18 protein-coding genes are annotated in these 19,032 nt (G+C 72.3%); 7 read left to right on the top strand and 11 right to left on the bottom strand.

The window, feature by feature from the left end; genetic code table 11:
- Positions 1-67 precede the first annotated feature (67 nt).
- Positions 68-2,656, top strand: coding sequence for a histidine kinase dimerization/phosphoacceptor domain -containing protein (locus tag MFF56_RS02590; RefSeq protein ID WP_066921553.1), 2,589 nt, complete (start codon positions 68-70; stop codon positions 2,654-2,656).
- Positions 2,653-3,231, top strand: coding sequence for a biliverdin-producing heme oxygenase (locus tag MFF56_RS02585; RefSeq protein ID WP_066921555.1), 579 nt, complete (start codon positions 2,653-2,655; stop codon positions 3,229-3,231). The genes MFF56_RS02590 and MFF56_RS02585 overlap by 4 nt, the downstream gene beginning before the upstream one ends.
- 7 nt (positions 3,232-3,238) lie before the next feature.
- On the opposite strand, the gene gmk is transcribed toward MFF56_RS02585, so the two are convergent.
- The 6 genes from gmk to dusB all read right to left on the bottom strand — a co-directional run bounded on the left by gmk (position 3,239) and on the right by dusB (position 10,078).
- Positions 3,239-3,907 (bottom strand): guanylate kinase, encoded by a 669-nt coding sequence (gene gmk / locus MFF56_RS02580; protein ID WP_066921557.1) that lies wholly within the window; start codon positions 3,905-3,907, stop codon positions 3,239-3,241.
- A 37-nt stretch (positions 3,908-3,944) separates the two neighbouring features.
- Positions 3,945-4,808 carry a YicC/YloC family endoribonuclease gene (locus tag MFF56_RS02575; RefSeq protein ID WP_238229383.1) on the bottom strand — a complete coding sequence of 288 codons (864 nt, stop codon included), beginning with the start codon at positions 4,806-4,808 and terminating at the stop codon, positions 3,945-3,947.
- An 80-nt stretch (positions 4,809-4,888) separates the two neighbouring features.
- The gene (mltG, locus tag MFF56_RS02570; RefSeq protein ID WP_066921560.1) at positions 4,889-6,256 is read right to left on the bottom strand and encodes an endolytic transglycosylase MltG; all 1,368 of its coding nucleotides are present in this window, start codon (positions 6,254-6,256) and stop codon (positions 4,889-4,891) included.
- A gap of 166 nt (positions 6,257-6,422) precedes the next feature.
- Entirely contained in the window at positions 6,423-7,886 is a 1,464-nt protein-coding gene (ntrC, locus tag MFF56_RS02565) for a nitrogen regulation protein NR(I) (protein WP_066921562.1), read from the bottom strand.
- Positions 7,887-7,890: 4 nt separating this feature from the next.
- Entirely contained in the window at positions 7,891-9,021 is a 1,131-nt protein-coding gene (locus MFF56_RS02560) for a two-component system sensor histidine kinase NtrB (protein ID WP_066921570.1), read from the bottom strand.
- A gap of 52 nt (positions 9,022-9,073) precedes the next feature.
- Positions 9,074-10,078 (bottom strand): tRNA dihydrouridine synthase DusB, encoded by a 1,005-nt coding sequence (dusB, locus tag MFF56_RS02555; RefSeq protein ID WP_066921564.1) that lies wholly within the window; start codon positions 10,076-10,078, stop codon positions 9,074-9,076.
- Between the two features lie 177 nt (positions 10,079-10,255).
- Here dusB and MFF56_RS02550 point away from each other — a divergent pair, with 177 nt between their 5' ends.
- The 3 genes from MFF56_RS02550 to MFF56_RS02540 all read left to right on the top strand — a co-directional run bounded on the left by MFF56_RS02550 (position 10,256) and on the right by MFF56_RS02540 (position 13,440).
- Positions 10,256-11,539 (top strand): bifunctional 2-C-methyl-D-erythritol 4-phosphate cytidylyltransferase/2-C-methyl-D-erythritol 2,4-cyclodiphosphate synthase, encoded by a 1,284-nt coding sequence (locus MFF56_RS02550; RefSeq protein ID WP_066921566.1) that lies wholly within the window; start codon positions 10,256-10,258, stop codon positions 11,537-11,539.
- A gap of 1 nt (position 11,540) precedes the next feature.
- Positions 11,541-12,047 (top strand): CinA family protein, encoded by a 507-nt coding sequence (locus MFF56_RS02545; RefSeq protein ID WP_238229382.1) that lies wholly within the window; start codon positions 11,541-11,543, stop codon positions 12,045-12,047.
- A 163-nt stretch (positions 12,048-12,210) separates the two neighbouring features.
- Positions 12,211-13,440, top strand: coding sequence for an FAD-dependent oxidoreductase (locus MFF56_RS02540; RefSeq protein WP_066928070.1), 1,230 nt, complete (start codon positions 12,211-12,213; stop codon positions 13,438-13,440).
- Here MFF56_RS02540 and MFF56_RS02535 read toward each other — a convergent pair.
- Entirely contained in the window at positions 13,422-13,883 is a 462-nt protein-coding gene (locus MFF56_RS02535) for a type II toxin-antitoxin system RatA family toxin (protein ID WP_066928072.1), read from the bottom strand. The two genes, MFF56_RS02540 and MFF56_RS02535, sit on opposite strands and share 19 nt — an antisense overlap.
- Before the next feature lie 15 nt (positions 13,884-13,898).
- The gene (gene lipA, locus MFF56_RS02530; protein WP_066928074.1) at positions 13,899-14,888 is read right to left on the bottom strand and encodes a lipoyl synthase; all 990 of its coding nucleotides are present in this window, start codon (positions 14,886-14,888) and stop codon (positions 13,899-13,901) included.
- 378 nt (positions 14,889-15,266) lie between these two features.
- Between lipA and MFF56_RS02525 the strand changes: the two genes are divergently transcribed.
- Both MFF56_RS02525 and MFF56_RS02520 read left to right on the top strand, forming a co-directional pair.
- Complete coding sequence (locus MFF56_RS02525) at positions 15,267-15,779, top strand: CYTH domain-containing protein (RefSeq protein ID WP_066921956.1); 513 nt, start codon at positions 15,267-15,269, stop codon at positions 15,777-15,779.
- Between the two features lie 179 nt (positions 15,780-15,958).
- Entirely contained in the window at positions 15,959-16,111 is a 153-nt protein-coding gene (locus MFF56_RS02520) for a hypothetical protein (protein WP_156453684.1), read from the top strand.
- 250 nt (positions 16,112-16,361) lie between these two features.
- On the opposite strand, the gene MFF56_RS02515 is transcribed toward MFF56_RS02520, so the two are convergent.
- From MFF56_RS02515 to MFF56_RS02505, 3 genes are all read right to left on the bottom strand, one after another.
- On the bottom strand, positions 16,362-16,886 hold the full coding sequence (locus tag MFF56_RS02515; RefSeq protein ID WP_308445260.1) for a cell wall hydrolase: 525 nt from the start codon (positions 16,884-16,886) through the stop codon (positions 16,362-16,364).
- A gap of 267 nt (positions 16,887-17,153) precedes the next feature.
- Positions 17,154-17,885 carry a trypsin-like serine peptidase gene (locus MFF56_RS02510; protein WP_066921949.1) on the bottom strand — a complete coding sequence of 244 codons (732 nt, stop codon included), beginning with the start codon at positions 17,883-17,885 and terminating at the stop codon, positions 17,154-17,156.
- Positions 17,882-18,862 carry a threo-3-hydroxy-L-aspartate ammonia-lyase gene (locus tag MFF56_RS02505; protein WP_066921958.1) on the bottom strand — a complete coding sequence of 327 codons (981 nt, stop codon included), beginning with the start codon at positions 18,860-18,862 and terminating at the stop codon, positions 17,882-17,884. Before MFF56_RS02505 ends, MFF56_RS02510 begins: the two co-directional genes overlap by 4 nt.
- Positions 18,863-19,032 lie beyond the last annotated feature (170 nt).

Raw genomic sequence — 19,032 nt, 5'->3', positions numbered from 1 at the left:
CCCTGAGCATTGCGCTCGATCTTTGCGCCCGGCATATCGGGGGTCCGATGAGCCAATCCCACACCTGATGCCGCAGCCTGCAGCGCAAGGCGAACACGTCGCTCTCGACGCGCTCGCCCCCGACGAACTCGATCGTCTCGACGCGGCAATCGTCGGTCTCGACGCCTCGGGTGACATCCTCGTGTTCAACGAGGGCGCGAGCGCCCTCTGGGGACTCTCGCGCGAGGCCGTACTCGGGCGCAACTACTTCCGCGAGGTCGTGCCGAGCACCAATGTGCCGGGCTTCCGCGGACGCTTCCTGGCGGGACGCCGTCGCGGTGCCCTCGATGAGAGCTTCGAGTTCGTGTTCGGGCGCGGGCCGGGCCCGCTGCGCACACGCGTGCAGATGCGGGCGGGCCGGTCGCACGATTGGCTGACGATCGAGCCGCTCGAAAGCCTCGGCGCCGGTCCCTCGCGCGAGGCCGTGATGGCGGCGATCGGCAGCCGGGCCAGAGCCGAGCCGGTCGATCCCTCGATCTGCGAGCGCGAGCCGATCCACGTCCCGGGCTCGATCCAGCCGAACGCCGTGATGCTCGCGGCCGACGACGAGACCCTGACGATCCTCGCCCACAGCACCAATGCCTTCGAGATCCTGCCCGATGCCGCCCAGGCGCTCGATGGGCGGCCGCTCGCAGCCGTGCTGCCGCTGGGTTTCATCGATGCCGTGCGCGCCCGCCTCGCCGCCGGCACGCTGACGGACGGCCGCTCGTTGCGGCGCACCCTTCGGCTCGACGGGCGGGACGCCGCCTACTACGCGGTGGCGCACGCCCATGCCGGCCGTGTCATCGTCGAGCTGGAGCGTGCGCCCGATAGCCCGGACGATTTCGGGGACGCCCACCAGACCGACACCGAGCTGGCGGTCGGACGCCTGCGCGCGGCCGCGACCCTGACGGATGCCGCCCGCATCGCCGCCCTGGAGGTCCGCGCCCTCACCGGCTTCGAGTGCGTGCTGGTCTACCGCTTCGACCCCGACTGGAACGGCGAGGCGATTGCCGAGGACAAGATCCCGGATTGGTCCCGCAGCCTCTTCGGCCTGCGCTTTCCGGCCTCCGACATCCCGGCCCAGGCCCGCGCGCTCTACACCAAGGCCAAAAGCCGGTTCGTGATCGACCGGGACTGCGTCCCCGTCCCGCTGGTGGCCGCGCCCGCCGCCGGCAACGCGCCCGTGGACCTCACCTTCGCGCAGAACCGGACGCTGTCGCCGATCCACCTCGAGTACCAGCGCAACCTCGGCGTGAACGGCTCGATGTCGATCTCGATCATGGTCCAGAACCGGCTCTGGGGGCTGATGATCGGTCACCACCGGCAGCCGCACTACGTGTCGCCGGAGACCCGTGCCGCCGCGGGCGTGCTCACCGACGCCTTCGCGATGCGCGTTCAAGAGATCGAGGCGCGCACGCTCTGGGCGGAGCGCCAGGCGCATCTCGCCACGGAGGCGCGGCTAGTGCGCGAGCTGACGCGCTCGGACGATTTCGTGGCCGCGCTGACCGGCGGGGAGACCACCATCCTGGACCTCTTCGGCGCCACCGGCGCCGGCATCGTCTCGGGCGAGCGAGTCACGTTGATCGGCTGTACGCCGCCGGCCGAGGCCGTGCATCAGCTCTCGGCTTGGCTGAAGGCGGGGCTTGCGGCGGAGGAGACCAGCTTCTCCTCCATGAGCCTGACCGCGGACTACCCCGGCCTCGCGCCCCACCGTGAGGTTGCCAGCGGTTTGCTGGCCGTCTTCGTGGACGGGCAGCGCGAGAACCTCATCGTCTGGTTCCGGCCGGAAGTCCCCAGCACGGTGACCTGGGGCGGGGACCCGCGCAAGCCGGTACTCGCCGGCGACGGGCCGGTCGCGGTGCTACCGCGCCGCTCGTTCGAGCGCTGGGTGGAGGAGCGCACGGGCTTCGCGACGCCGTTCGCCGAGTGGCAGGTCTCGCTCGCAATCTCGCTCGCCCGCGCTGTCGAGGGCGTGGTCCTGCGCCAGCGCCGCAAGATCGACGAGCTGACGGGGCTGCTCGCCGAGAAGGAGCGGCTGCTCGCCCAGAAGGACCTGCTGACCCGCGAGATCGACCATCGGGTGAAGAACTCGCTCCAGATCGTCTCGTCCTTCCTGCAGATGCAGCGTCGCCAGATCGCGGACGCGGACGCGCGGCAGGCCTTCGCCGACACGTCCGCCCGGGTGATGAGCGTCGCGCGCGTCCACGACAGTCTCTATCAGGCCGAGACCATCGAGGAGGTCGATCTCGGCCAGACGATCGAGAACCTGTGCCGCGACCTCGCGGCGCTCGCCGGCGAGGGCCACGCCGTCGACATGACCGCCGAGACGGGCCTGATGGTGCCCTACCGCAAGGCGGTGGCGCTCTCGCTCATCGCGACGGAGCTGGTGACCAACGCCTTCAAGTACGGTTCGCGGGAGAGCGGCGTGGGCCGCGTGGCGGTGCGGGTCTCGGCGGCCGGGACGGGCGTACAGCTGCGCGTCTGCGACGACGGCGCCGGGCTGCCCGATGGCTGGGACGCCAACCCACGCGGTACGGGCCTTGGCATGAAGCTGATCCGGGCCATGCTCGACCAGATCAACGCCCGGCTCGAGGTCGCCAACGATCCGGGCGCCTGCTTCACCATCACCGCATGAGCGGGGACCTGCACGCGCGCCTGCGGGCCGCGACCGCCGCGGCGCACGAGGGGTTGGAGCGGGATCTCGACTGGGAGACCCGGGTCGCGACCCTGCCCGGCTACCGCGACCTGCTCGCGCGGTTCCGCGGCTTCCACGCCGCCTACGAGCCGGCGATCGGCACCGGGCTCGGGGACGGGGCTTTCTTCGATCCCCGCCGACGCCTCGCGAAGATCGACGCGGACCTCGCCCATCTGGGCTTGGACGCCTCGGCCGTCGCCGCCCTCCCGGCGCCCGCGCGTCCACGCTTCGACGGTCCCGCTCCGGCGCTCGGCGCGCTCTACGTTCTGGAGGGCTCGACGCTCGGCGGTCGGGTGATCGGCCGGCGCATCGCGGCGCTGCACGGGCTCGACGTGGACGGGCTCGCCTATTACCGCGCCCACGGGCCCGCGACCGGCCCGATGTGGGCCGCGTTCCGCGACCGCCTCGAAACGGTCGCGGACGCGGCGGCGCTGACGGAGGCCGCGGTCGCGACCTTCGAGGCCATGCGCGATTGGCTCTGCGGGAGGAGCGCGGAGCGCGTCCGCGCCGCCTGAGCGGCCGCTAACTCCCCTGTCCCTCCGAGAGGATCCCCTCCACGAAGCCGGCCAGGCCCGTGCGGCGGGTCCGGCGCAGGCGCTCGGCGGTGAGGATGCTCTGCAGGGCCGTGAAGGCGTTCTGCAGGTCGTCGTTGACGATGACGTAGTCGTACTCGCTCCAGCGCTGGATCTCGTGGCGGGCGTTCTCGAGCCGCTTCTCGATCGTGGCCTGCGAATCCTCGGCCCTCCGCTCCAGGCGCTGGCGCAGCTCGGCCATGCTCGGCGGCAGGATGAACACCGTCACGACGTCGTCGGTGAGCTTCGCGCGGACCTGCCGGGTGCCCTGGTAGTCGATGTCGAAGATCATGTCGCGGCCGGCCGACAGCACCCGCTCCACCGGTCGGCGCGGTGTGCCGTAGAAGTTGCCGTGCACCTCCGCCCATTCGAGCAGGTCGTCGCGGGCCCGCAGATCCTCGAAGGCCTCGCGCTCGATGAAGTGGTAGTGCTTGCCGTCGATCTCGGAGGGGCGGCGCGCCCGCGTCGTGACCGAGATCGAGAGGTCGAGTCCCCAGCCGCCGTCCTGGGCGATCGCCCGCGTCAGCGTGGTCTTGCCCGCCCCCGAGGGCGAGGACAGGATCAGGATGAGGCCGCGCCGCGCGATCGCGTCGGGCCTGTGCCGCACCGGCTCCGTCATCCGCGTCCCCCGCTCGTCCGATCCGTCACGCGTCCACTCACTCGACGTTCTGCACCTGCTCGCGGAATTGCTCCACCACGGCCTTCAAGTCGAGTCCGATCCGCGAGAGCGCGGCGTCGTTGGCCTTAGCGCAGAGCGTGTTGGCCTCGCGCCCGAGTTCCTGGGCCAGGAAATCGAGCCGCCGCCCGATTGCGCCGCCCTTGGCGAGAAGCTCCTGCACCGCGCCGACATGGGTGCGCAGGCGGTCGAGTTCCTCGCGAACATCCGCCTTGGCGGCGAGCAGCACCGCCTCCTGGTGCAGGCGGTCGGGGTCGAGGGTACCGCCCTCCGTCAGGCTCGCGACGGTCGCCGCGACGCGGGCGCGCACCGCCTCCGGCTTGCGCGCGGGACAGGCCTCGGCGGCCTCCGTCAGCTCGGCGATGCGGGTGACTTGCCCGCCGACGATCTCGGCGAGCTGGCGGCCCTCCGCGCGGCGCGCCTCGACGAGGTCGGCCACAAGTCGCACCACGCCCTCGGCGAGGTCGCGGGCGAGCGAGTCCGTCTCGGGCGCGGCCTCCTCCTCGGTCTCGATCACGCCGCGGATGCCGAGCAGCCCGTCCATGGTGGCGGGGGCGACGCCCTCGGGCACGGGCACCCGGGCGACCGCCGCCGCGAGGCTCGCCAGCAGCGCCTCGTTGACCCGGACGCGCACGGCCGTCTCCGGCTTGGTGAGCGCGAGGCTGAGCTGGCACTGCCCGCGCGACAGCGTCTTCTGCAGGGCGGTGCGGGCGACCTCGCCGGCCGCCTCGTAGCCGTTCGGCACGCGCAGGCGCACGTCGAGCCCGCGCCCGTTGACGCTGCGGACCTCCCAGGCCCATTGCACCGGCCCGCTGGTGCCGGCGGCCCGGGCGAACCCGGTCATGCTCGCGATCATGGTAAGGTCTTGTCCGGCGTTTCCGTCTCCCGCCCACAAAGGGGGCGGCGCGTGCCGGATTGCAAGCCTCAGGGCTGCTTCAGCACCGGCACGGTCTTCGGCGAGCCGAGATCGTAGGTCTTGTTCCTCAGCGGATCGAGGCGGGTGCCCTCGGAGGCGTCGAAGGCCTTCGGACGCGTCCCGCCCTGTCCCTCGATGAAGGCGGCATTGGTGCCGGGCGGCGCGTAGGCCGAGGCACGGCCGGGCGTGGCGGGGTCGGCTGCGGGCTCGACCTTGTCGACGCCGCCGGCATCGGGGGCCGGGCTCTGCCGTGAGCGCTCGACGGCGCGCCAGCGGGCGACGTTGCGCTGGTGGCCCTCCAGGCTGTCGGCGAAGGCGTGCCCGCCGGTGCCGTCGGCCACGAAGTAGAGGTCCTTGGTCCGCGACGGGTTGGCCACCGCCTCGAGCGCGGCGCGGCCGGGATTCGCGATCGGTCCCGGCGGCAGGCCCTCGATCACGTAGGTGTTGTAGGGAGTCGGTCGGTCGATCTCGGACCGCAGGATGCCGCGGCCGAGCGTGCCGCGCCCGCCGACGAGGCCGTACACGATCGTCGGGTCCGATTGCAGCTTCATGCGCCGATTGAGGCGGTTGACGAAGACGCCGGCGACGCGGGGCCGCTCGTCGGCCCGGCCGGTCTCCTTCTCGACGATCGAGGCGAGCGTGACCATCTCGGCCGGCGTCTTCACCGGCACCTCGGCGCTGCGGCGCAGCCAGATCTGGTTCAGCACCTCGCGCTGCTTCTGCTTCATCAGGTTGACGATCATCTGGCGCGTCGCGCCGCGCTCGAACTTGTAGGTGTCGGGCAGGAGCGAGCCCTCGGCCGGGATCTCGCCGATCTCGCCGGTCAGCACGTCGTTCTCGTTCAGGCGGGTGACGATCTGCTCGCTCGTCAGGCCCTCGGGGAAGGTGACGGCGTGCTGGACCTGGCGGCCGGTGGTCACCGTGTCGATGGCGTCGCTGATGCTGGCCCGGGCCTTGAAGTTGTACTCGCCGGCCTTCAGCGGCGGCTTGCCGCCGAAGCGGGCGGCGAACTCGAACAGACCGGTATGGTCGATCACGCCCTCGCGACGCAGGATCTCGGCGATCTCGCCCGTTCCGCTGCGGGTCGGGATCACCACGACCTTGTCGGCCGCGAGCGGACCGGGCTCGTGGATCTGGCGCTGGAACAGGGTGAAGCCGATCATAGCCCCGATGGCGACCACCACCGCGAAGGTCAGGAGCCCGCTGATCGTCGCGATGAGCCCGCCGCGCTCGCGCACGGGCCGCTCGGGCGGCGGCGGCGCGGCGGTCGGCTTGATGGCCTCGTGGGGCGAGCGGGGCGAGAGCCGGTTCGGCAGCGCGGCCTCGTCGCGGGTGATCGGCGTCGACTCGAACGTCTTGCGTCTGCGGAAGAACATGAGGATCCTGCTCGGGCTCGCCCGGCGCGCAGATGCGCGCACGGGGCGTCGTCCCGCGTCGGGTTGGGGCCGCGGCGACAGGAGCCTAGCGGGTTTTGTGGCGAAATTGCCATTCGGCGCGGCAGAATGCCCGTGCGTACCGCGCCCCTGACCCTCTTTCGATCTCTCAGCGCGAGGAGCGCAGCACCTGCAGGTCGAGGTCGCGCACCTTCTTGCGCAGGGTGTTGCGGTTGACGCCGAGGAGTTCCGCCGCGCGGATCTGGTTGCCGCGGGTGGCGGCGAGGGCCGCGCCGATCAGCGGTCCCTCGATCTCCCGCAGGATGCGGTGATAGAGGCCGGGCGGCGGCAGGGTGTCCCGGTAGCCCGAGAAGTAGTCGGTGAGGTGCCGTTCGACGGCGCTCGACAGGCTCTCCGACTCGTTGCCCTTGCGCGCGCCGTTCTGGCCCTGCGCTGAGACGGGCGGGGCGAGCGGCAGGGTATCGAGCTCCGCCTCGATCACCGGGCCGGTGATGGTCTCCTGCGGGTAGAGCGCGGCCAGCCGCCGCACGAGGTTCTCCAGCTCGCGCACGTTGCCGGGCCAGCGGTAGCGCTTCAGCCGCTCCATCGCGTCACCGTCGAGCGTCTTGCGGGTCAGGCCCTCGCGCTCGACCAGAACGAAGAAGTGGCGCACGAGGTCCGGCACGTCCTCCGAGCGCTCGCGGAGCGCGGGGAGGCGCAGCGGCACCACGTTCAGGCGGAAGAACAGGTCCTCGCGGAAGATTCCCTGCTGGATCGAGATGCGCAGGTCCTTGTTGGTGGCCGCGATGATCCGAACATTCGTCTTGATCGGCACGCGGCCGCCGACGGTGGTGTACTCGCCCTGCTGCAGCACGCGCAGCAGCCGGGTCTGGGCCTCCATCGGCATGTCGCCGATTTCGTCGAGGAAGAGCGTGCCGCCCTCCGCCTGCTCGAAGCGGCCGGCCGAGCGCTGCAGCGCGCCCGTGAAGGCGCCCTTCTCGTGGCCGAACAGCTCCGATTCGATCAGGTCGCGCGGGATCGCCGCCATGTTGACCGGCACGAAGGGCCCGGTGCGGCGGCGGCCGTAATCGTGGAGCGCGCGGGCCACCAGCTCCTTGCCGGTGCCCGACTCGCCGGTGATCATCACGGTGAGGTCGGTCGGCATCAGGCGGGCGAGCGCCCGGTAGATCTCCTGCATGGCGGGCGAGCGGCCCACCAGCGGGATGTCCTCGTTCTCCGGACCGGCCCCAGGCGCGGGGGCCCCGCGCGGACGGGAGAGCGCACGGCCGACGATGGCGATGAGCTCCTTCAGGTCGAAGGGCTTGGGAAGGTACTCGTAGGCGCCCCGCTCCGAGGCGCGGATCGCCGTCATGAAGGTGTTCTGCGCGCTCATCACGATGATCGGCAGTTCCGGCCGCACGCGCTTGATCCGCGGCAGCAGGTCGAACACGTTCTCGTCCGGCATCATCACGTCGGTGATGACGAGGTCGCCCTCCCCCTGCGCCACCCAGCGCCAGAGGGTCGCGCAATTGCCCGTCGAGCGGACCTCGTAGCCCGCGCGCGAGAGCGCCTGATTGAGGACGGTGCGGATCGCGGCGTCGTCGTCCGCGACGATGATGTGGCCGTTGGGCATGACTCTACTCGGCCTCCGCGACCGATTCGCGCCCGTCGCGGGCGCTCGACATGGGGAGGAGAAGGCGGAAGGCGGTGCGGCGGGGAGCGGGATCGCACTCGACGATTCCCCCGTGGTCGCCGACGATCTTGGCCACCAATGCAAGACCGAGGCCGGAGCCCGACGCCTTTGTGGTGACGAAGGGGTCGAACAGGTCGGGCAGGAGCTCGGCGGTGATGCCCGGCCCGTTGTCGCGCACCGCCACCTCGATCGGCAGGCTGACGCGCTCGCGCGAGCCGGGCACCTGCAGGCGCAGGCCGGTGCGGAAGGCGGTGGACAGGGTGATCTCGCCGTCCACCGTGTCGGCGCCGATCGCTTCCGCGGCGTTCTTCACGAGGTTCAGGATCACTTGGATCAGCTGGTCGCGGTTGCCGAGCACCGGCGGCAGCGACGGATCGTAGGTCTCGACGAAGCGGATGTGACGGGCGAAGCCCGATTGCGCCGAGCGCTTCACCTGATCGAGCACGCCGTGGACGTTGACGGGCACGCGCTCGACCGGCCGCTCGTCGCCGAACAGCTCCATCCGCTCGACGATGCGCACGATGCGGTCGGATTCGTCGCAGATCAGCCGGGTCAGCACCCGGTCCTCCTCGGCGCCGGACTGCTCGAGGAGCTGGGCGGCGCCCCGGATGCCGGCGAGCGGGTTCTTGATCTCGTGCGCCAGCATGGCGCCGAGCGCCACCATGGAGCGCGCCGCGCCGCGGTGGGTGAGCTGGCGGTTCATCTTGTCGGCGATGGTGCGCTCTTGCAGCATCAGCACCACGGTGTTCCCGTCGTCGCCCAGCGCCGTCGCGAAGACGTCGACGCTCCGCTCCTGGCCGGTGCGCGGCGAGACCAGCTCGACCCGGTACTCGCTCACGCTGGAGCGGCGGCGGCGCACCTCGGCCACCAGCGCGATGATCGGCGAAGCGAACGGGATGATGTCGCGCAACTGCCGCCGCTGCATCAGCCGGGCGGACGCGTCGAAGAAGCTCTCCGCCGCGTGATTGCAGTGGACGATGTGGTCGTCCGGGCCGATGGTCAGCACCGGCAGCGGCAGCGCGTTCAGCACCGCCGCGCCGCTGAGACCCGGCCCGCCGGCCTCGCCGTCCGGCACGTCGCCCGCTTCGTGTTCCGTCACGCCCGTCCCCCCTCGATCATGGCGCCGCTCATGCCGCTTCCGCGACCGCCGGAGCGGGCGCGCCGAACGCGGCGCGCAGCAGCGTGCGGGCCGTGGCCGGATCCGTCGTGGTGAGGAGCTGCGTGCGGGCCTCGGCAGGCAGGGCGCCCCCGGCTTCCGCGTAGGCCGCGAGGTGCTTTCGGGCGTGGCGCACGCCCATATGCGCGCCGTAGAGGGCGATCAGACCGTCGTAGTGAGTGACCGCGATGTCGGCCTGCACGTCGCGCGCCGGCGCCGGCACCGGCGCGCCGGCCAGCGTCCGGGCGATCTGGCCGACCAGCCAGGGCCGCCCGACCGCCGCGCGCCCGACCATGACGCCCGCGGCGCCCGAGGCGGCGAGGCAGGCCCGCGCGTCGTCCGCATCCGCGATGTCGCCGTTGGCGATGACCGGAATCGCAACCGCCTCCACCACCGCGCGGATCGCTGCCCAGTCCGCCCGGCCCTTGTAGAATTGCTGCCGGGTCCGACCGTGCACCGTGACGGCATTGAGCCCGATCGCCTCGGCGCGCCGGGCGAGTTCCGCGGCGTTGAGGCTCCGATGGTCCCAGCCGAGGCGCATCTTCACGGTGACGGGCACCGACACCGCGCCGCGCACCGCCTCGAGCAGGCGGCAGGCATGGTCGAGGTCGCGCATCAGGGCCGAGCCCGAGGCGCCCCCCGTCACGACCTTGGCGGGACAACCCATGTTGATGTCCAAGACGTCGGCGCCGCAGCCGACCGCGAGCCGCGCGGCCTCGGCCATCGGCTCCGGCTGGCAGCCCGCGAGTTGCACGACGTGCAGATCGACGCCCGAGCCTTCCGCCCGCAGCCGCGCCTCGCTGGCGCCGCGGGCGAACTCGGCCGCCGCCACCATCTCGGAGACCACGGCGCTCGCGCCGAGCCGCCGCGCCGCCCGACGCATGTGCAGGTCGGTGACGCCCGAGAGGGGTGCGAGAAGCGCGAGCGGCGCGGCGGACCCGCCGCGCAGGACGCTCAAATAATGATCATCAGCCATTCTGCACAAGGAATAGACAAAAGCCGCAGCGACGCAAGCGGCAAGCGCGTTGATTTCAGAGGATGCCCCGCTTAAAGCCGGGGCATCCTGCCCGGTACCCTCCCCGGCGCGGGTCCGCATGCGCGCGCGGCGCGCGCGGAAGCCTGTTGTGAACCTTTGCAGAGGGGAAGGTCCGCCATGTCCAGGACCGGTTCGAACGTCGCCGCGGTGGTCGTGGCGGCGGGCCGCGGCATCCGAATCGGCGGCGGCACGCCGAAGCAGTACCGCCAGGTCGGCGGGCAGGCCGTGCTCACCCGGACGCTCGCCGCGCTCGGCGCCCTGCCGGTCGTTGCCCGCGTGCAGGTTGTGATCGCACCCGACGCCGCGGCCTTCTACGAGACCTGCCTCTCGGAACTCGACCCGGCGGTCCGCGCCAAGCTGCTCGCGCCCGTCGAGGGCGGGGCGACGCGGCAGCAATCGGTGCGGGCTGGCCTGGAAGCCCTGCACGGCGCGGGCGCGCCCGAGATCGTGCTGGTCCACGATGCGGCTCGCCCCTACGTCGATGCCGCGCTGATCGACCGCGCCGTCGCGGCCGGCCGCGACCATCGTGCCGCGGTGCCGGGCGTGGCGGTGAGCGACACGATCAAGCTGGTGGAGGACGCGGGCGACGGCATCGGGCGCGTCCGCGAGACTCCCGCCCGCGAGGCCTTGCGCGCGGTGCAGACCCCGCAGAGCTTCCACTTCGCCGCGCTCCTCGACGCCCACCGCTCGGCCGCGGCGGCCGACCTGCACGGTTTCACCGACGACGGCGCGCTCGCCGAGTGGGCCGGCCTGCCGGTCGTCGTCTTCGCGGGCGACCTGCGCAACCGCAAGATCACCCAGCCGGCCGACCTGATCGAGGCGGACCGCGCCTTCGGGACGCCGGATAGGAGCCCGCCCATGACCCAGTACGTGACCCGCCTCGGCACCGGCTTCGACGTCCACGCCTTCACCGAGGGCGACCACGTCTGGCTCGGCGGCGTGAGGATCCCCGCCGACCGCGGCGTGCTCGCCCATTCGGACGGCGACGTGGCGCTCCACGCGCTGACCGACGCCCTCCTCGGCGCGATCGCCGACGGCGACATCGGCACCCACTTCCCGCCCTCCGACGAGCGCTGGCGCGGGGCCGCCTCCGACCAGTTCCTCGCCCACGCGGTCTCGCTGGTGCGGGCGCGGGGCGGGCGCATCGACCATCTCGACATCACGGTGCTGGCCGAGGCGCCGCGCATCGGCCAGCACCGGGAGGCGATCCGGGCGCGCATCGCCGAGATCGCGGGCGTGCCGCTCACCAGCGTCTCGATCAAGGCGACGACCACGGAGAAGCTCGGCTTCGTCGGTCGCGCCGAGGGCCTCGCTGCCCAGGCCGCCGCAACCGTGCGCCTGCCCGAGGAGGAGACGGTTCCGGTGGACGCGCAGGCCGAGACCGCGATGCGGCAGGGCTAGGATGCTCGACGCCGCCCTCCACGCGCGCGCCGAGGCGCTGGTCGCGGCCTACACGAAGGCCGGGCTGCGGATCGCCACGGCGGAATCCTGCACGGGCGGCCTCGTGGCGGGGTTGCTCACGGCGGTGCCCGGATCCTCGGCGGTGCTGGAGCGCGGTTTCGTCACCTACTCGAATGAAGCGAAGACCGAGGCGATCGGCGTGGCCGCCGACCTCGTCGCCGCCCACGGTGCCGTGAGTGAGCCGGTGGCCCGCGCCATGGCGGTGGGGGCGCTCGCCGCCTCGCGGGCCGACGTGGCGGTCGCGATCACCGGCATCGCCGGCCCGGGCGGCGGCAGCGCCGGGAAGCCCGTGGGCCTCGTGCATTTCGGTCTTGCCGCGAAGGGGCGCCCGGTCGTGCACCGGGAGCGCCGCTTCGGCGATGCCGGCCGGGCCGAGATCAGGCGGCTCGCGGTTGCCGAGGCGCTGGACCTCCTGGACGAGGCGCTCCCCGCCAATCCTGGCGGCTGAAGGCGGCAGCGATCCGCTGCCTTCCGGCGCTCGCCCCGCGCCGCCGGTGCGCGCGGCGGTGGACGCCCTGCCCCTGGGCTGACCCGCGGGCGGACGCACCTCCGCGATCGCCGTTGCGCTCCCACCCAATCGACGTAGGATCGCCGGGCGAGAGGAACGCCCGATGGAGCCAAGCCCCGCGGTCTGCATCGTGGGCGGCGGCCCGGCCGGAATGATGGCGGGGCTGCTGCTCGCCCGCGCCGGCCTCGCCGTCACGGTGCTGGAGAAGCACGCCGACTTCCTGCGCGATTTCCGCGGCGACACGATCCACCCCTCCACGCTCGACCTGATGGACGAGCTCGGCCTCGGCGACGCCTTCCGGGCCCTGCCCCATCGCCGGGTCGAGACGCTGGCCGGCGTTCTCGGCGGGCGCTCCTACCGCATCGCCGACTTCCGGCACCTGCCCGCGCGCAACCGCTTCATCGCGCTGATGCCGCAATGGGATTTCCTCGATTTCCTGGCACGCGCCGGCCGCCGTCATCCCGGTTTCCACCTGCAGATGCGGACGGAGGCGACCGCCTTCGTCGAGGAGGCGGGGCGCGTCGCGGGCGTGCACGTGAGGGGACCGGAGGGCCTGCGGACCATCGCGGCCGATCTCGTCCTGTGCGCGGACGGGCGCCACTCGGTCCTGCGGGCGCAGGCCGGCCTGTACCCCCTGGCGTTCGGGGCGCCGATGGACGTGCTCTGGTTCCGCCTCTCGCGCCGGCCCGAGGAGGACGAGGCGACGGCAGGCCATCTCGGCCGCGGCCGTATTCTCGTGACCCTCGACCGGGGCACGCACTGGCAATGCGCCTACGTGGTGCCGAAGGGCGGCGCGCCCCCGATCCGGGAGCGCGGCCTGGCGGCCTTCCGGACCGAGATCGGCGCGCTCGTGCCCTTCCTGGCCGGACGGACCGATGAGATCGCATCGTGGGAGGAGGTGAAGGTGCTCACCGTCGCGGTTGACCGGCTCGAGCGCTGGCACCGGCCGGGCCTGCTCTGCATCGGGGACGCCGCGCACGCCATGTCGCCGGTCGGCGGCGTCGGCATCAACCTGGCGATCCAGGACGCCGTCGCGGCCGCAAACCTGCTGGCCGCGCCGCTGCGGGCGGGTACGCTGACGGAGTTCGACCTCGCCCGCGTCCAGGCCCGCCGGATGCGGCCGGTGCGGCTGACGCAGGGCCTGCAGCGGCTCATCCAGGATCGGGTGATCGCCCGGGTGCTCGGCGGCGACGGACCCTTGAGGCCGCCGCTCGCCCTGCGCCTCCTCGACGCCCTACCCCCGCTGCAGCGCCTGCCGGCCCGGCTGATCGGGCTCGGCGTCCGGCCGGAGCACGTCGCCGGGCCAGGGCGCCCTCAGGCCGTCGCGCCGTAGATCCGGTCGGCCCGGCCCTCGAAGGCGTCGGTGAACTTGCGGAAGGCCCGGTCGAACATCGTGCCCATCAGGAGGCCGAGCGTCCGGCTCTTGAACTCGTAGGTGATGAAGAAGTCGACGTCGCAGCCGCCCGTCGCGTTCTCGCGAAAGCTCCAGCGGTTCTCGAGATGCCGGAACGGGCCGTCGATATACTCCGCCACGATCTTGAGCGCCGGCCGGTCGAGGCTCACCCGCGTGGTGAAGCGCTCGCGGATCGCCTTGTAGCCGACCCCCATCTCGGCGACCAGAACCTCCTGGCCCTCCGCGCTGCCGGGCACGCGGCGCAGCACCCGCAGCGACTCGCAGAGCGGTAGGAAGGCCGGATACTGCTCCACGTCGGCCACGAGGTCGTACATCTGCTGCGGCGTGTGGCGGACCGCGCGGGTAACCCGGAAGGAGGGCATGCGAAACCGAGGAACTCAGGCGGATCTGGCGGGAGCGAGGCGGGCGTTGCGGGCCGCCTGGAGCCGGGCGAAATCCTCGCCGGCATGGTGCGAGGAGCGCGTCAGCGGCGTCGCCGAGACCAGCAGGAAGCCCTTGGAATAGGCCGTGGTCTCGTAGGTCTTGAACTCGTCCGGCGGCACGAAGCGCACCACCTCGTGGTGCTTCTTGGTCGGCTGCAGGTACTGGCCGATGGTCAGGAAATCGACGTCGGCCGAGCGCAGGTCGTCCATCAGCTGCACCACCTCGTTCCGGTCCTCGCCGAGGCCGACCATGATGCCGGACTTCGTGAAGATCGTCGGATCGAGCTCCTTCACCCGCTGCAGCAGCCGCACCGAGTGGAAGTAGCGCGCGCCGGGACGCACGGTCAGGTACTTGCCCGGGACCGTCTCGAGGTTGTGGTTGAACACGTCGGGCTTGGCGGACACGACCACCTCCAGCGCACCCTCCTTGCGCAGGAAGTCCGGCGTCAGGATCTCGACCGTGGTGCCGGGGCTCGCCCGCCGGATCTCCGCGATCGTGCGGGCGAAGTGCTCCGCGCCGCCGTCCTTCAGGTCGTCGCGATCGACCGAGGTGATCACGACATGGTGCAGCCCGAGCTTGGCGACCGAGTCCGCGATCTTCAGGGGCTCGTCGGTGTCGAGCGCCGCGGGCAGGCCGGTGCGCACGTTGCAGAAGGCGCAGGCCCGCGTGCAGGTGTCGCCCATGATCATGAAGGTGGCGTGCCGCTTCTCCCAGCACTCGCCGATATTCGGGCAGCCCGCCTCCTCGCAGACGGTGACGAGGCCGTGCTCGCGCACGATGGCACGGGTCTCCGACCAAGCCTTCGAGCCCGGCGCCTTCACGCGGATCCAGTCGGGCTTGCGGGCCTGGACGGGCTGGTCCGGCCGGTGCGCCTTCTCGGGATGGCGCGGACGCGCGGTCGCCGGGCGAGGATCGTTCGTCAGGAGATCGAGGACGACGGCCATACAGGAATCTTCGCCTCACCGCGCAGGCGCTCCCGCGCCGGCGGGGCTTTCTCACGGAAGTCCCTGACTTAAGCCCTTACCCCCGTGACCGCAAACCCGCGCGACCGCCCGCCGCGCTCCGGGCGGGACAGCCTCGCCGCCCCGTCACCGGAAAGCCCGCGGACGCTGCGTCCCGGACCCGGCGGCCGCCCTTCGCCGACGAGGCAGGCGAGGACGCCCGGCCGGGCGAGACCGAGCTCGCGCACGCAGCCGGCAGCGCGCGTTGAATCGGCGTGCTCCGGCACGGGTTGTCAGCGCACGCCGGAACGGCTTAGTCAGCCCACGTCCCGGCGGGACGCTCCCGAACCATCCGCCGACACGAGGCTGCCCGAGTTCCGGATGCGTTTCGAGATCGAGCGGAAGTTCCTGGTCGCCCACGAGGGGTGGCGCGCGTCCGCCACGGGACGGCGCGGCCTTCGCGACGGGCTGGTCGGCCAGTTCGGGCGCGGCAAGGTTCGGGTACGCCTCGACGAGGACCGGGCCTGGCTCACCGTGAAGGGCGCGCGGCTCGGCATCGGTCGCCCGGAATTCGAGTACGAGATACCTTGCGCCGACGCGGAGGCGATGCTCCGGGAGGTCTGCGTCGGCGGCGTGATCGAGAAGACGCGCCACTGCGTGCCCCATGACGGCCTGACCTGGGTGGTGGACGAGTTCGGCGGCAGCCTCGCCGGGATCGTGCTGGCGGAGGTCGAGCTGGACGCGGAGGATCAGCCCTTCTCCCGGCCGGACTGGGCCGGAGACGAGGTGACCGGGGACCTGCGCTTCCGGCAGACCACGCTCCTGCATCTCTGCGGCCAGATGGGCAGACCCGTCACGATGGCCGACATCCTCGCGCTGCCGCGCGCGCTCTGAGCCCGTCGCGCGGATCTCGCAGCGCGAAAAAATCTCGTCCGATCCGGTCCGGGTAGGGCATGGCCGGAGCGCTTCAAGAATGTTCGAGCGGCACCGATTTCGTTAACCAACCCGGCGTGATCCGGGCTGGAGCGAAGATGGTTGCGGCGTTGAAACGGGCGGTCAGGTTGCGGCGGACGATGCGCGAGCGCGACACACGGATCGAGGCCAGCGGGAGCGCCAAGGCGCGTCCGCTTCCAGGGGGCGAGGTCATCCTGCACACCGAGCGCGGTCTCACCGCCCGCGAACTCATCCGCATGGCGCAGGCGGCGCGGCGCGCCCGGCAGGATTAGGGCCTCCGGCTCGGCGCGGACCCGCGGCGCCGTGGCCGCCGAAGCCGAGGTGCGTCCTCGCCGCGCCGTGGCGAAAACGACAGGAGCCGGTTCGGGCCCTCGCGCCCGAACCGGCTCCTTCTCGTTCCGAGGGGCGTCGGCCGCCGTCGCGAACGGCTTGTCGGCGGCGCCTCGCCTCCCGTCGCTCCCCTCTTCGCGTATGGCGCACGAGGGGATGCGTCGTCTGCGGCCCGCTCGGTCGAGGAGGATCTCAGCCGGCCCGCCCGGCCTGCGCGAGGGCGGCGACCGTGCAGATGTCGCGGGCCGGCCCCTGCGGGAGATGCTCGGCCTGCCGCAGCGGGACCGGGGCCGCGACGGGCGGCGGCGAGGCGGCATAGGCCAGCGCGACGGGCGAGCCCGGCTTGCGCTTCTCGTAGAAGGCGTTGCCGCCCGCCACCGCCACGTAGTGCATGTTGCTGTAGGGGAAGCGGTGCCCGGCGGTGTGGAAGTACATCGCCTGGCCCACCTTCGGGTGGCGCTCGCCCGCGAGGACCGCGTCGGCGACGTCCGCCACCTTCTCCAGGCTCTTCGGCTCGTTCATCGGCTTCGTCAGGACGCCCGCCGCGAACTGGCGCGGCTGGCCCACCACCTCGCAGATGCCGCCCGGGAACGCGGCCGATTCCAGCCGGTTCATCACCACGGTTCCGACGGCGAGGAGCCCTTCGGGGTCGCTGCGGTTCGACTCGAAGTACATGGCGCGCCCGAGGCAGTCGCGCTCCGTTTCGTTGACGGCCATCGCGGGCTTGCGGCCGGGAATCGATCCGGTGACCAGGGGCGTTGCGGTATTGCAGCCGCCGAGGCAGCCGCATGCCAGGATGAACGCCAGTCCGGATACAGTCTTCGCCGTCCTCACACCCTGCATGCGCTCGCGCTCCCTTCCCGATGTTCCCTCGCGCCCGCACGCGCCGCATCCTGGATGCGGCCGCGAACCGGCCTGCCTCAGCCACGCTCAAGCTTGCGTGCAGATTCGGGGCAGAGATGTGGCGGGGGGCTTACCGTTTCGTTAACGGCCGGGGGAAAGGGCGGCGCGCATCCGTTCCGCCTCGGCGCGGAAGCTGCGGACCGGGACGGCGAGCGAGCGCCCGCCCGCCCCTTCCGGCCGGCGCGCCACCAGCACGCCGATCACCGCGGGACCGTCCTCGCCCAGCCGCAGCAGGGCGGAGCCGGACTCGCCGGGCAGCGCGCGGCAATCGTGCAGCAGGAGCGGCGGGTCCGGCTGCTCCTCCACCGCGCACTCGCCCTGCGCGCTCATGCGCTCGGCGCGGGCGTGGCTGTAGCCGGCCCTTCGGATCTCGCGCCGACCCCCCGCAGCGTCGCCCTCGCCCGCGAGCGGGACCGGGCGGAGATCCACGGGCTCGGCCAGCGCGATCAGGGCCCAGTCCCTGGCGAAATCCGCCGCCGTGGTGCCGAAGGCGTAGCCGGGACCGGTGACGTAGCGGTCGGCGACGGCGTGGGCGTTGTAGGTTCCCTGGCGCCAGCCGGCCACGAAATGCACGCTCCGCGGCCCGACCCAGCGGGTGCGCGGCCCGTCCCAGAGGCAATGGGCGGCGCTCAGCACGAGGCGCGGGGCGATCAGCGTGGCGCTGCAGAAAGCGCGGCGGTTGGCGCCGAGCACGACGTTGAGCTTCCCCACCGACGCATAGGGCCAGACGCCCGCATCGACCGCGACCTCCGCGCCCGCGGCCGGCGCGGGCGCCAGCAGCGCCCCCAGGACGAGCCCCGCGGCGCGCCTCATCCGGCGACGAGCCGGGCGAAGCTGGCGAGATCGACGTTGCCGCCGCTGATCACGATGCCGACCCGCAGGTCGCGCACGTCCAGCAGGCCGCCGAGGACGGACGCCGCGGCGAGGCAGCCCGTGGGCTCGACGACGAGCTTCATGCGCTCGGCGAAGAAGCGCATGGTTTCGACGAGCTGCGCGTCCGAGACGGTGAGCACGTCGGTGACGTGGCGCGCGATGATCGGAAAGGTGTGGTCGCCCAGATGCGTGGTCTGGGCCCCGTCCGCGATTGTCTGCGGCACCGGTATCCGCACGATCCGGCCTTCCCGGAAGGAGCGCTGGCCGTCGTTGCCGGCCTCCGGCTCGACGCCGTAGACCCTGGCCCGCGGCATCAGTTCGGCGGCGGCCAGCGCGCAGCCCGCAAGCTGGCCGCCGCCGCCGAGGCAGGTGACCAGTATGTCGAGCGGTCCTGTCTCCTCGATGAGTTCCAGCGCCAGGGTTCCCTGGCCGGCGATGACGTCCGGGTGGTCGTAGGGTGGAATCAGGCTCAGGGACCGCTCGGCGGCGATGGCACGGCCGAGCGCCTCGCGGTCCTGCGTGTAGCGGTCGTAGGTGACGATCTCGGCCCCGTAGTCGCGGGTCGCCGCGACCTTCATGGCCGGCGCGTCGAGCGGCATCACGATGGTGGCCGGCACGCCGAGCAGCCGCGCCGCCAGCGCGATCGCCTGGGCGTGGTTGCCGGACGAGTAGGCGATCACGCCGCGCCGACGGGCATCCTCGGGGAGCGCCGCGATGGCGTTGTAGGCGCCGCGGAACTTGAAGGCGCCGGCCCGCTGAAGGTTCTCGGCCTTGAAGAACAGTTGGCCGCCGGTGCGCGCGTCGGCCGTGCGGGACGTCAGCACCGGCGTCCGATGCGCCGCCCCGCGGATCCGCTCCGCGGCCCGCGCGACGTCGCCGTAGCTCGGCCCACGGGCGGTGGTCGCGACATCGCTCATGATCACTCCTCGCAGATCCGTACGGGTGAAAATTTTAGACGCGCCCGCTCTCCGCCGCCAAGCCGGCGGACCGCAGGTCTCGGAGCGGGACTGGCACAACCTGTGCTGTGCATGAGGCGGACACGCTGGTTCTCTCGAGGGAGCGATCGCCTGGATAAGCTCTCCTGCGA

The sequence above is a fragment of the Methylobacterium hispanicum genome (assembly GCF_022179285.1).
GTDB classification, from domain to species: Bacteria; Pseudomonadota; Alphaproteobacteria; order Rhizobiales; family Beijerinckiaceae; genus Methylobacterium; species Methylobacterium hispanicum.
This window is presented reverse-complemented; position numbering and strand designations above follow the sequence as displayed.